Here is a 12,411-nt window from a genome sequence, read left to right on the forward strand (position 1 = left end):
GATGTGAACAGGCCCACATCCGCGCGGTTTTCGCGCGAGATTTCCGGGCTCGTCACTCCAGTAGGCGTAACCAGCGTTCGCGGACTCCGCGGATGCACGCCTCACCACGAAGGACGAGACACCGATGAGACGAACCCTGCCGGCCGTAAGGGCCGCGGTCGTGGCGGCGCTGGCGCTGCTGCTGACCGCGCTGGCGCTGCCTGCGATCGCCGCGACCTCCGGGATCACCTCCAGCCTGCTGCTGAACGGCGCGACCTACCACGGCACGGACGTGGTCACCGAGGGCGACGTGCTGACGCTGCGCGTGCAGTACAACACCGACGTCACCCCCGGCTCGACGGTCGAGTTCGACCTCGGCACGAACGTCAAGCTCACCGGTGTCCCGTCGGCGAACACGGCGATCGAGTCGGTGACGCAGGACGGCAACTCGGTGGCCATCACCTTCAAGGACCCGTGGCCGACGGGCGTCAACCAGGGCGTCTTCGACCTGAAGCTCACGGTCGACGAGGTCGAGGGCAGCTCCGCCGAGAAGATCGTGTGGAAGGTCGACGGCGAGGAGAACTCGATCGACGTCATCATCCGCGACCGCGGCGACGAGTTCGCGAACGTCACGGAGGGCTTCTCCAAGGGCGTGACCCCCGGCAACCTCGACAGCTTCGTGACCGTCGTCGACGGCACCGTGAGGCTGAAGCCGGAGATCGTCGACCAGGACCTCACCTACACGCTTCGGGTGAACTCGCCCGAGGCACGCGACGACTTCGAGATCGCCGACCGTCTCCCCGCCGGCCTCGGCTACGTCGCCGGCTCGTTCGCCGGCGAGATCACGAGCTGGGACGAGGACGGACTCAACAAGAGGACCGGTCCCTTCGCGTTCGCGCCCACCGTCTCGGGACAGACCTTCGCCGGCACCGTGGACGTGCCCGGACCGTCGATCCTCGCAATCACCTACAAGGCCCGGGTCACCGACGTGGCCGCGATCGAGGCACTCCTGCAGGCGCAGCTCGACCGGCTCACCGATGGCTACGGCCAGTTCGAGACCGTGCTGACGAACACGGCCACCTTCGGCTCGGCCACGGTCGAGCGCCAGGCGGGCGTCCGCCTGCGCCACACGGTGGCCAACCCGAACCCCGGTCCGAACGTGGGCTCGCTCTTCGGCAAGACCGCCGACTGGAGCGCGAAGAACGTCGTCACGGACGAGGCCGGGAACCTCGAGCCGCCGGCCGAGATCACCTACACGCTGAAGGCCGACCTGCGCGGCTGGGACGGCAGCAACCCGAACAAGGTGCTCGCGCGCAACGTCGTCATCAGCGACACGCTCCCCGCCCAGGCCGCGTGGCGCACCGACGCCGGTGACTTCATCACCGCCACCGGTATCACGCTGACGAAGGCCGAGACCTGCCCCGCCACCCCCGCCGCGTTCGCGGGCAACGAGTTCGTCGGCCAGTACTGCGTGGACGGCCAGCGCCTGCTGGTCAACGTCGGCAAGGACACGACGACGAACGCGTCCATCGCGGTCAAGGCGCAGCTGAACTCCGTGGACGGACTGACCGTCGCGGGCAGCACGACCATCAAGGACGCGACCCCGTACCGCTGGCGCAACGTCGCGGACTTCCACTACCGCGACGGCAACCCGCACACGTCGACCCGCGACGTCACGGTGGTCGTCCTGCCCGACACGACCGGCGGGATCAACGACCCGAGCGTCTTCAGCAAGACCGGCGCGCCGCGCCAGAAGGCCGTCGACCCGGGCGAGTCCGTGACCGTCGACTACACGTTCACCGTCGCCGCCGGCAAGGGCATCGACGTGCGCGAGAGCCGGATCGTCGACCACGTGGACGCCGACGTCTACGACCTGGGCGACCTCTCCAGCGTGAGCGTCTCCGGCAGCTACGACGGCGTCGCGCTGAACGCCTCCCACTTCGACCTGCGCAAGAGCGCCGACGGCGACCTCGTCATCGAGCTCAACGCCGCGGGCGACGCCATCGTCACCTCGCGTGGGGCCGACAAGCGCTTCCAGGTCACGATCGCGCTGACCACGAAGGCGTTCGAGGGCAAGGAGACGAAGACGATCAAGAACAAGGCCACGCTCCTGGGCCTCGACGACAAGCCCCTCCACTGGTCCGAGACCGTCAGCGAGGCCACGTCGTACGGCGACGAGGCCGAGGTCCGCAAGCGGGTCTGGGACACCGTGAAGCAGGAGTGGGTCGCGTCCCTCTCGGCGCAGATGGACGGCGCGGGCTCGCTCGTGCAGGACGAGTACGTCTACCGCATCGAGTTCATCCCGCACGGCAGCTACGACCAGGTCGCGATCCTGCCGGTCGTCGACGTCCTGCCCGACGCGGTCGAGTTCCTCGGCTTCGTCGACGAGGACGACAAGGCCACGGCCGCCGGCGCGAGCGCGGGACCGGTCGACATCGGTGGCAACCTCGTCGCCTCGCACGACGCGGGCACCGTGACGATCAAGCAGAAGGACGGCACCCGCCTGCAGGCGGGCGGCACGCTCGCGGCCTACGTGGCCGTGAAGGTCACCGACGCGTCGGCCCCGATCGTCAACCGGATCGGTGACACGTCCGCGGAGATCGTGCCGGTGCGCTCGGTGTCGGTCGGCGACTTCGTCTGGGTGGACGAGGACCGCGACGGCCGCCAGGGCGAGGGAGAGCCCGGCATCGAGGGCGTCGTGCTCGAGCTGGTCGGTCCCGACGGCGAGCCCGTCGTGGACGTGTTCGGCCAGCCCGTGCGTCCGGTCACGACCGACGCCGACGGCCGGTACACGTTCGACCACCTCCCGGCGCTGACGGGCGACCAGACGTACACCGTCCGGATCGACCGCGAGGAGTCCGCCGAGGCGCTGCGACCGTACGTCCCGACGCGTCCCGGCATGGGCGACCGCGTGCTCGACTCGTCGACCTGGGAGGCCACCACGGTTCCCGGCGAGCTGCACGAGGACGGCGACCGCGACCCGACGCTGGACTTCGGCTTCGTGACGAAGACCTACGCGATCGGCGACCGGGTCTGGATCGACACCGACAAGGACGGCGTCCAGGACCCCGGTGAGAAGTCGCTGCCCGGCGTGAAGGTCGAGCTGCTCGACACGGACGGCACCGTCCTGGCGACGACCACGACCGACCGTGACGGCCGGTACGCGTTCGACGAGCTGCCCGCGGGCACCTACCGGGTGCGGTTCACGCTGACGCCCGAGCAGCAGCGGACGTACGAGTTCACCAAGCGCGACGCCGGTGACGACGACGCCGCGGACTCGGACGCGAACCCCGCGGACGGGCTCACGATCGAGATCGTCCTCGACGACTCGAACACGGCGCTCACGGGCGACTACGAGCACCGCGAGATCGCGGCCACACAGGGCATCGACCCGACGTGGGACGCCGGCGTCGTCGTGAAGCCGGAGCCGGTCGAGAGCGGCACCGGGGGAGAGCAGGACCCGGAGGGCGAGGACACTCCGGTCACCGACGAGTCCGGTTCTGGGGGACCGGACGCCAGCGAGCCGAACGCCGAGGAGTCGGACGGGCAGCTGCCCCGCACCGGCGCCGACCTCGGCCTCGGGCTCGTCGCGCTCATGCTCGCGCTGCTCGGCGCGGGTGGAGCGCTGGTGTGGCGCGGACGGCGCGGGACGCTGTGAGGGGCGAGTAGCGCCGGTCGCGTGAGGGGGGGGGGAATTGGGGAAGTGACGGTGCCCCGGCCGAGAGGCCGGGGCACCGTTGCGTTCCGCGGCGGTCAGTCCTCGCCGATGCCGGCGTCGCGCGCCCGGGCCACGGCCTCGGCGCGGGTGCCGGCCTGGAGCTTCGCGAGGATGTCGCTGACCCGGTTGCGCACGGTCTTCTCCGAGAGGAACAGCTGTCGGGCGATGCTGGCGTTGTCGAGTCCGCGCGCCATCAGGTCGAGGACCTCCCGCTCGCGGGTGGTGAGGTGGGGGAACGCCGACGTCGCCGGTGCGCTCCCGCCTCCGGCGAAGAACCGCACCACGTGCTCGGCCACCTTCGGGCCGAACACGGCCTCTCCGCGCATCACGCCCTCGACGACCCGGTGGACGTCGTCGGCACCCGACTCCTTCAGCAGGTAGCCGCGGGCGCCGGCGCGCAGGGCGGCGAAGACCGAGTCGGGGTCTTCGTTCATGGTCAGCACCACGACCTTGGTGTCCGGGTGCCGCTCGGTGATCCGCCCGGTGGCGGCGAGGCCGCCGATGCCGGGCATCCGCAGGTCCATCAGCACCACGTCGGGCCGCAGCCGCGCCACGGACTCGAGCGCCTCCTCTCCGGTGGAGGCCTCGCCCGCGACCTCGATCCCAGGCAGGCTGCCGAGGACGGCCAGCATCCCGGCGCGGAAGAGCTCGTGGTCGTCGACGACGAGGACGGTGGTCATGGGCGCTCCTCGGGCAGCGGGATCGAGAGGTGCACGGTGGTGCCGCCGCCGGGGGTGGGGCGGTGCTCGATCGTTCCCTCGAGCTCGGCGGCGCGCTGGCGCATGCTCGTCAGGCCCACGCCGGCGCGCGGGTGGGCGGGCAGCCCGCGGCCGTTGTCGGCGACCGTCACGTGGACGCCGTCGCCTCGACGGGCCTCGAGGCGCACGCGCGAGGCGGCGCTGTGCTTCACCGCGTTCGTCACGGCCTCGGCCGCGATGGCGTAGGCCGCCACCTCGACCGCCGCGGGCAGGTCGCCCAGGTCGTGGACGTCGGCCTCGCCGACGATCGGCTCGATGCCGGCGACGAGCTGGCGAAGCGACTCCTCGAGCCCGACCTGGTCGAGGATCGGCGGGCGCAGGCCGTGCGAGACCGAGCGGACGTCGGCCACGGTCTCGCGCAGGCGGTCGCGGATCAGCACCGCGTGCTCGCCGTGGTCGCTGTCGGAGAGCTGGTGGGCCAGCACGTCGGCCTGCAGGGCGATGGCCGCGAGGGAGGGCCCGACGCCGTCGTGCAGGTCGTTGCGGAGGCGGCGGCGCTCCTCCTCGCGCGCGCCGACGATCGAGGCGCGGCTGCGCTGCACGTCGGCCACGAGTCCGGCCGCGTACGCGAGCATCCCCGCCTGGGCCGCCGACTCGTCGAGCACCTGGCGCTCCTGGCGCGTGAAGCCCTCGCCCTCGCGGCGTGGGCCGATCTCGAGCAGGCCGACCTCGCGCCCCATCGCGACGGCGTCGAGGGCCACGACGTGCTCGGGCCGTCGGCCACTCTCGACCGAGGCGAGGCCGGGCCCGCTGAAGCCGACGTACGGCAGACGCATCGTGGTGCGCACGGCCGCGACCAGCTCGCGCAGGGCCTCGCGCGGCTCGGTCGAGCCCGACATGGCCGCGGCGATGCGGCGGCCGAGCAGGCGCGAGCTCTCGCGTTCGGGGAACAGCCAGCGGTCCACCCCGTGCTGCACCGCCGCGCGCAGCAGCACCGCCGCCACGGCGAGGGCCGCGATGAGGAAGATGCCGCGGCGCGTCCCGGCGACCTCCGGGTCCAGCCGCAGCAGCAGCCAGGCGCCACACGCCATCACGACCGCGAGCACGACGACGAACACCAGCGACCGGCCGAGGACGACGTCGATGTCGAACAGCCGGTGCCGCACGATCGCGACGGCGATGGCGAAGGGCACGCCCAGCAGGCCCATCGCGAACACGGCGGGGTGGGTGTCGGGCACGGCCGAGAGCAGCAGCGACACCAGGACGAAGACGCCGCCGAGCGCGAGCCACTGCAGCTGCGCCCGCTCGACGCCGACCGACCGACGGATGCGTCGCAGCACCGCCACGATCGCCACCGGGATGCCCACGAGGTTGCAGTAGATCGCCGAGATCAGGACGACGTAGTTGAGCGCGTCGGGGACGGGGAGGTCGAGCGGGCTGTAGACGTTCGGGTCGATGTCGCTGCGGCCGGGGACCAGCATGCGGCAGACCGCGACGGCCGCCGCGGCGACGACGATCGACCAGGCGAACGGCCGCCAGCGCGGCGAGGGGAGTCGTCCGTCGGGGAACAGCAGCGGCACGAGGGGCAGCACCAGGACGTAGGCCGCGAAGCCCCACATCGACGTCCAGTCGGTGAACGCGGCGAACGGCAGCTCGGAGACGTAGGCGTTCCAGATGCTGTACTCGCCGAGCAGCTGGTAGACCGAGATCCACGCCGTGCCCACGAGCAGCCAGCCGCAGCGGTTGCGCGGCTGGGCGCGCACGACGACGAGCCCGGCGAGGGGCCACGTCGCGCCGAACGCGAGGTTCGACCACGCGAAGACCGGGACCTCGGGGGAGCGGGCCTGCGCGACGACGTGGAGCGCGACGGCGCCCGCCGAGCACACCAGCGACACGACCACGCAGGCGGCCGCCAGGCGGCGCAGCTGCGGATCGGTCAGGCGGGACACGAGCACATCGTGGCACGCAGCGGCGGTGGCCCGGGCCCGATCCGGGCAGGAATCCCGGGCGATCGGGGGTCCTCGTCCCTCCTGCCCGGGACGCGTCCCGACCTAGCTTCGGGTCACCGAGAACAGATCCGTGATCCTCCAGAAAGGGACCCACCATGACCGCCACCACCGCGCCCCACCCGCAGGCCGAGCCCGCCACCGTCGGACGAGGCCGCTGGCCGCTGCTGGGCGTCGCCGCCGGCATCGGCAGCATCGTCGCCACGCTCGCGCTGGACATCCACCCGTCGGGCTGGGACATCGACACCCCGTACAGCCAGGCCGTCGTCGAGCAGGTCAGCACCGGCAAGGCGCACGCCAGCGTCATCGTCGGCTACCTGACGGTGGGCCTGCTGCTCTTCCTCGCGGCTGCGTGGCGTCGTCACGTCGAGCCGCGAGCGCTGGCCAGCACGGCCGCCCGGGTCGTCCCGCTGGCGCTGACCGCCGCGGCGGGCGCCCTGTCGCTCGGCTACGGCTGGCGCGGCGCGTTCGGCCTCTACACCGGCAACGAGGCGGGCGCCTTCGACACGGAGGGTCTCTACGTCCTGTTCGTGCTGAACGACTTCGGCGCCTACATCGGCTACCTCGGCGTCACCGTCGCCGCGGCCGCCGTGATCTGGATGTCCCTCAAGGAGCGCCTCGTCTCCCGCTGGATCGGCGTCTTCAGCATCCTGCCGATCCTGCCGGTCGTCATCACCGTCGCCGCCTTCGGCCTCCCGGGATTCCCCGGCGTCGTGAGCGGCTTGTGGCTGATCGTCGTCTTCGCCGGCCTCGCCTTCGGCCGCAGCCCGATCAACCGCTGAACGCACCACCCACCGGACCGGCGCCCCTCGGGGCGCCGGTCTCGTGTGTCTGGAGTGATTCGTGGGACGCGCCGCCGATCCGCGCCTACAGTCGCGGGATGACCGCCGAGATCGCCCCTCAGAAGCAGATGCGGCTCCGCTATGCCGGGACCTGTCGCCTGTGTGGCCTCGAGCTGGCGGCGAGGACGCTGGCCGTCTACGAACGTGCATCGCAGACGGTGCGGTGCGTCGACTGCAGCGAGGACACGACGGCCGAGCCGCCCGTCGTCGATCCGGGCGCGCCCGGCGCGTCCGCGCGACGCGAGTACCAGCGCCGCAGGGCCAAGGACGAGCAGGCGATCCGCGACCGGCATCCCAGGACCGCGCGCCTCCGTCTGGCCCTCGGAAGTGAGCGACGGTCGACCAAGTCCTGGGCCACCGGAGCCACGGGCGAGGAGCAGCTGGGCGCCGCCCTCGAGCGGAAGGCGTCGAATCGGCTGCGCGTGCTGCACGACCGTCGCATTCCGGGCAGTCGGGCGAACATCGACCACATCGTCGTCACGCCAGCCGGGGTCTGGGTCATCGACCCCAAGCGGTACGTCGACCAGCGGCCCGTGCGACGGGTCGAGGGTGGAGTCGTCCGACCTCGCACCGAGCGGCTGTTCGTCGGTGGCCGCAACCGAACCCCATTGGTGGAGGGTGTTGAGAAGCAGCTCGGCGTCCTGCGCGAGATCGTTGGCTCCGACGTCCCCCTGCGTGGGGTCCTCTGCTTCATCGAGGCGTCGTGGCCGGTGTTCGGTGGTGACTTCCGCATCCGCGAGATCGACGTCGTCTGGCCGCGCAGGCTTCACGCGATCCTCGACGAGGAGGGCCCGCTCGTCGAGTCTCGGATCGAACAGCTCTACCAGCAGCTCGGCCTCGCCCTCCCGCCGGCGTGACACGGTCCGCCGGATGTGTAGCGGCATCCACCGTTTTCCGGCCTCGAACCCCAAAATTCGGTGCATACCGCTACACATCTCGCGCGCGGGACGCGCGGGACCGAGTCAGACCAGCGTGAACCGGATGCACGCGATGAGCGTGTCGTCCTCGACGGGTGTGCCGGCGGCGGCCCAGAAGCGGCGGTGGCCCGTGCGCCACTCGTCGAGATCGGCGTCGCCCTCGCCCTCGGCGGCGGCGAACTCCCACGGGATCTCGAGGAAGGGGTGGATCGTCAGATCCGTGACCTCGACCGTGCCGATGCGGTTCCCGTCGTCGTCGAGCAGCGCCAGTCGCTCGCCGACGTGCTCGAGCTCCTCGCTCTCCTCGTCGTACTCGCTCAACAGGCCCGCGGTGGCGCGCTTCTGGCCGGCCAGGACGAGCCCGTTCAGGCGGGCGCGCAGCTCGCCGGGGGAGCCGAGCTCGAGCCCGCGCAGGCCGTCGACCCGGGGCCACGTCATCGCGGGCCCTCCGTCCGGCTCAGCGTCGCGCCGACGCGCAGGCGATGCACTGCCGCGCCGTCGGTCGTGCCTCGAGTCGCGCGGGGGCGATCGGTCGTCCACATGTCTCGCATGTCCCATAGACTCCCGCATCGAGGCGCTCGATCGCAGCATCGACCTCGGCGAGGTGTCGGTGGGACTGCTGGATGAGAGAGTCCACCTGCGACCGCTCGAAGGCGATCGTCGAGCCGTCCGGGTCGTGCTCGTCGTCGGCGTTGGAGTCGAGCGAGGCCTCGACGACCGCGTCGAAGTCGCGCGTCAGGCTGGCGAGCTGCCGCAGCGTCCGCCGTCGCTCGTCCTCGAGCCGCTCCCGGGTGTCCATCTCTCGATGATCTCGCACCGTGCCCAGCGCCGTGGGTTCCGCGCAGCGCCACACCCGGCGAGACTGCGGAGATGAGCAGAGTCGATCTGGAGCCGGCGGGCCACGCGCTCCTGCGCACCGCCTCCCGCATCACCGACCAGGACTTCCATCGCCCCACGCCGTGCGAGGGGGGTGACCGTCGGCCAGCTCCTGCACCACGTCGTCGGGCTCACCCAGGCGTTCCGCGCGGCCGCCGACAAGGAGTTCGGACCGCTGACCGACACGGCTCCGGACCCCGACGCCGCCCCGAGCGCGGGCGAGGGCTGGGAGGTCGAGCTGGAGCAGCACGTGCCGCGCCTGGTGAACGCGTGGAGGGAGGCGTCGGCCTGGGAGGGGATGACCCGTGCGGGCGGCGTCGACCTGCCGGGTGCCGCGGCGGGGCTGGTGGCGCTCGACGAGGTCGTCCTGCACGGCTGGGACCTCGCGCGCGCGACGGGTCAGGAGTACGTCCTCGACGACGCCACCGCGGCGGCGTGCCTGGGCTTCGTCGAGTCGTTCGACCCGGGCGGGACGCCCGGCCTGTTCGGACCGGCGGTGCCGATCGCGGACGACGCCCCGGTGCTGGACCGCCTCGTGGCGCGGGCGGGCCGCGACCCCGGCTGGTCGCCGCGCTGACGGCTCAGGCGCGCAGGACCTTCTCCATCGCCTTGCCCTTGGCGAGTTCGTCGACGAGCTTGTCGAGCCAGCGGATCTGCTGCATGAGCGGGTCCTCGACCTCCTCGACGCGCACGTGGCAGACGACGCCGGTGATGAGGGTGGCGCTGGGGTTGAGGTCCGCCTGCGCGAAGAAGTCCTGGAACGTGGTCTCGGCGTCGAGGTGCTTCTGCAGCGCGGCCTCGTCGAAGCCGGTGAGCCACTCGATGACCTGGTCGAGCTCGGCCTTCGTGCGCCCCTTCTTCTCCACCTTGGCGACGTAGTGGGGGTAGACCGAGGCGACGCTCGTGGTGAAGATCCGGTGCATGCCGCGATTCTAGGCCGAGGTCAGCCCTCGACGGCAGCCTCGCTGTAGGCGGTGGCGAAGGTGTCGAAGTGCTCGAGGAACCGCGCTCGCTCGCCCTCGGGCAGCGCCTGCAGGGCACGGTCGAGGAGCGCGAGGTGGTCCTGGAGCTCGCGCGAGAAGTCCTCGAGCGCCGCCTCGCTGGCGCTGAAGTGCCAGGCGTTCTGGCCGGGCTCGCGCGACCGTGTCAGCAGGCCGGCCTTGAGTGCCGCGTTGGCCTGGCGGTTCACGGTGGACTGCTCCAACGCGAGCTCGTCGGCGATCTCCCGCAGCGTCCGCGGCCGGCCGTCGGAGAACATCCACAGCAGGCGTCCGTCGGCGTGCCCGAACCTGACGCTCTCGGCGGCACGGCGACCCCGCTCCAAGCGGGCGATCCCGCGGAGGGCGGCCCACGCGGGGGCGGCGCGGGCGGACTCTGTGAGGGAGGTCATGCGGACTCCGATGCGGCGGGGGACGATCTCCATGTGTAGTCTACACAGGTTGCTTGTGTAAACTACACATCGCTGTTCGGACAGGACCTCCCATGCGCTCACCCTCCGTCGTCGACGAGCCCGTCGACACGCGCTTCCCGCCGCTCGCCGTCATCCTCGTGCTCTGCTTCGGCAGTCTCGCGGGCGCGCTCATGCAGTCGCTCGTCATCCCGATCCAGAGCGACCTGCCGCGCCTGCTGGGCACCGACCCCGGCAACGCCTCGTGGGCCGTCACGGCCACGCTGCTCGCCGCCGCGGTGACGATGCCGGTCACCGGCCGCCTCGCCGACATGTACGGCAAGAAGAAGGTCATGGTCGGGTCCGCCGGCATCCTCGTCCTCGGCTCGCTCATCGCCGCGCTCTCGAGCTCGCTCGCGCCGTTCCTCGTCGGCCGCGCCCTCCAGGGCATGGCGATGGGCTACATCCCCGTCGCGATCAGCATGGTGCGCGAGGTCGCGCCGGTGGAGAAGCGCGCCACCGCCGTCGCCGCCGTCAGCGCGACCCTCGGTGTCGGCGGCGCCCTCGGCCTGCCGCTGGCCGCCTGGATCGCGCAGGACTACTCGTGGCACGCGCTGTTCTGGTTCTCATCCGTCCTCGCGGCGGTCATCCTCGCCGCGACGCTGGTCGTCGTCCCGGGCATCCACGACGAGCACCCCGCCCGGATCGACGTCGTCGGCGTCGCGGGCCTCGCGATCGGCCTGGTCTCGGCGCTCATCGGCGTCAGCAAGGGCAGCGAGTGGGGCTGGACCGACGGTCGCACCCTCGGCTCGATCATCGGCGGCGTCGTGGTCCTGCTGCTCTGGGGCTGGTTCGAGCTGCGTCACGACGACCCGCTCGTCGACCTGCGCACGAGCGCGAACCCGCCGGTGCTGTTCACCAACCTCGCCGCCGTGCTCATCGGCTTCGGCATGATGGCGCAGTCCATCGTCCTGCCGCAGCTCCTGCAGATGCCGGAGGAGACGGGTTTCGGTCTCGGTCAGACGATCCTGCAGGCGGGCCTGTGGATGGCGCCCGGCGGTCTCATGATGATGTTCTTCGCGCCCGTGTCGAGCAAGCTCATCACCACGGTGGGCGCGCGGATCACGCTCTCGGTCGGCGCCACGGTGCTGGCCGTCGGCTACCTCGTGACGCTGTTCCTCATGAACGCGCCGTGGGAGCTCATGCTCGGCTCGCTGGTCGCGTGCGCCGGCGTCGGCATCGGCTACGCCGCGATGCCCACGCTGATCCTCGACAATGTCCCGGAGTCCGAGTCCGGCTCGGGCGTCGGCCTCAACGCGCTCATGCGCTCGGTCGGCACCACGATCGCCGGCGCGATCATGGCCGCCGTGCTGACCAGCAAGACGGTCGACTTCGCCGGCTACGCGATCCCGGACAAGGGGGCGTTCCAGCTGTGCTTCGTGATCGGCGCGGGCGCGGCCTTCGCCGGTGCGCTCGTGGCCCTGCTGGTGCCGCGCCAGGTCAGTCGTCGATGACGTCCTCGCCCCGGGCCTTCAGCGCGGCCAGGCTGTCGCGCATGTGCTGCAGGACCTCGGGCGAGTGCGGGTCCCACGCGACCTCCTCCACGACACGGATCGGGTCCTTGCTCCGGTAGGAGCGTGTCGGGTTCCCCGGGAACCTCTTGTTCGTGAGGTTCGGGTCGTCGTGGAACGGCCCCGTCGGCTCGACGCGGTACACGTGCCCGGGCCCCTCGCCCACCGAGAGCTCGGCGCCCCACACGGCGGCGTCGAGGGTGGCCGCGAAGTAGATGTGGCCGGCGGTGCGGTTCTCGCCGAAGTTGGCGCGCCGCCCCGGCTCGAGGAGGTCACCGGGGGAGAGCGAGGCCTTCGTGCCGTGGAAGAAGGGACCGTCGTCCGGTCCCGGTCGGTCGGTCATGGGAACAGGATGGCCGACCTGGACGGATCTTGGTACCAAGGTGTCGCCGGGGCGACCCGAACGTCGAAGGATCC

General features: G+C 71.6%; 12 protein-coding genes. 5 read left to right on the forward strand and 7 right to left on the reverse strand.

Translation table 11 applies throughout. The features are described from left to right. The first annotated feature begins 124 nt into the window (after positions 1-124). Positions 125-3,637, forward strand: a complete 3,513-nt coding sequence (locus tag BJ975_RS03500; protein ID WP_179423687.1) for an SdrD B-like domain-containing protein — start codon at positions 125-127, stop codon at positions 3,635-3,637. A gap of 95 nt (positions 3,638-3,732) precedes the next feature. Here BJ975_RS03500 and BJ975_RS03505 read toward each other — a convergent pair whose 3' ends face one another. Continuing rightward, complete coding sequence (locus tag BJ975_RS03505) at positions 3,733-4,377, reverse strand: response regulator transcription factor (protein ID WP_179423689.1); 645 nt, start codon at positions 4,375-4,377, stop codon at positions 3,733-3,735. Then, entirely contained in the window at positions 4,374-6,344 is a 1,971-nt protein-coding gene (locus BJ975_RS03510) for a sensor histidine kinase (protein WP_179423691.1), read from the reverse strand. Before BJ975_RS03510 ends, BJ975_RS03505 begins: the two co-directional genes overlap by 4 nt. 155 nt (positions 6,345-6,499) lie before the next feature. On the opposite strand from BJ975_RS03510, the gene BJ975_RS03515 reads away from it, so the two are divergent. After that, positions 6,500-7,183, forward strand: coding sequence for a hypothetical protein (locus tag BJ975_RS03515; protein WP_223302969.1), 684 nt, complete (start codon positions 6,500-6,502; stop codon positions 7,181-7,183). A 98-nt stretch (positions 7,184-7,281) separates the two neighbouring features. Further along, positions 7,282-8,100, forward strand: coding sequence for a nuclease-related domain-containing protein (locus BJ975_RS03520; RefSeq protein WP_179423693.1), 819 nt, complete (start codon positions 7,282-7,284; stop codon positions 8,098-8,100). Positions 8,101-8,205: 105 nt separating this feature from the next. On the opposite strand, the gene BJ975_RS03525 is transcribed toward BJ975_RS03520, so the two are convergent. Together BJ975_RS03525 and BJ975_RS03530 are read right to left on the reverse strand one after the other, a co-directional pair. Next, the gene (locus BJ975_RS03525) at positions 8,206-8,598 is read right to left on the reverse strand and encodes an ASCH domain-containing protein (protein ID WP_179423695.1); all 393 of its coding nucleotides are present in this window, start codon (positions 8,596-8,598) and stop codon (positions 8,206-8,208) included. Between the two features lie 19 nt (positions 8,599-8,617). Then, on the reverse strand, positions 8,618-8,959 hold the full coding sequence (locus BJ975_RS03530; RefSeq protein WP_179423696.1) for a TraR/DksA family transcriptional regulator: 342 nt from the start codon (positions 8,957-8,959) through the stop codon (positions 8,618-8,620). Between the two features lie 171 nt (positions 8,960-9,130). Here BJ975_RS03530 and BJ975_RS03535 point away from each other — a divergent pair, with 171 nt between their 5' ends. Continuing rightward, positions 9,131-9,613 (forward strand): TIGR03086 family metal-binding protein, encoded by a 483-nt coding sequence (locus BJ975_RS03535; protein WP_179423698.1) that lies wholly within the window; start codon positions 9,131-9,133, stop codon positions 9,611-9,613. 4 nt (positions 9,614-9,617) lie between these two features. Here the strand turns inward: BJ975_RS03535 and BJ975_RS03540 are convergent, their stop codons facing one another. Both BJ975_RS03540 and BJ975_RS03545 read right to left on the reverse strand, forming a co-directional pair. Continuing rightward, positions 9,618-9,959, reverse strand: coding sequence for a DUF2200 domain-containing protein (locus BJ975_RS03540; protein WP_179423700.1), 342 nt, complete (start codon positions 9,957-9,959; stop codon positions 9,618-9,620). Between the two features lie 20 nt (positions 9,960-9,979). Continuing rightward, entirely contained in the window at positions 9,980-10,426 is a 447-nt protein-coding gene (locus tag BJ975_RS03545) for a MarR family transcriptional regulator (RefSeq protein WP_218845724.1), read from the reverse strand. A 92-nt stretch (positions 10,427-10,518) separates the two neighbouring features. On the opposite strand from BJ975_RS03545, the gene BJ975_RS03550 reads away from it, so the two are divergent. Then, positions 10,519-11,937, forward strand: a complete 1,419-nt coding sequence (locus BJ975_RS03550) for an MFS transporter (protein ID WP_179423702.1) — start codon at positions 10,519-10,521, stop codon at positions 11,935-11,937. Here BJ975_RS03550 and arr read toward each other — a convergent pair. After that, a complete protein-coding gene (gene arr, locus BJ975_RS03555) occupies positions 11,924-12,337 on the reverse strand; it encodes an NAD(+)--rifampin ADP-ribosyltransferase (protein ID WP_179423704.1) in 414 nt (137 codons plus the stop codon). The two genes, BJ975_RS03550 and arr, sit on opposite strands and share 14 nt — an antisense overlap. Positions 12,338-12,411: the final 74 nt, after the last annotated feature.

It is taken from the genome of Aeromicrobium tamlense (genome assembly GCF_013408555.1).
Classification (GTDB): domain Bacteria; phylum Actinomycetota; class Actinomycetes; order Propionibacteriales; family Nocardioidaceae; genus Aeromicrobium; species Aeromicrobium tamlense.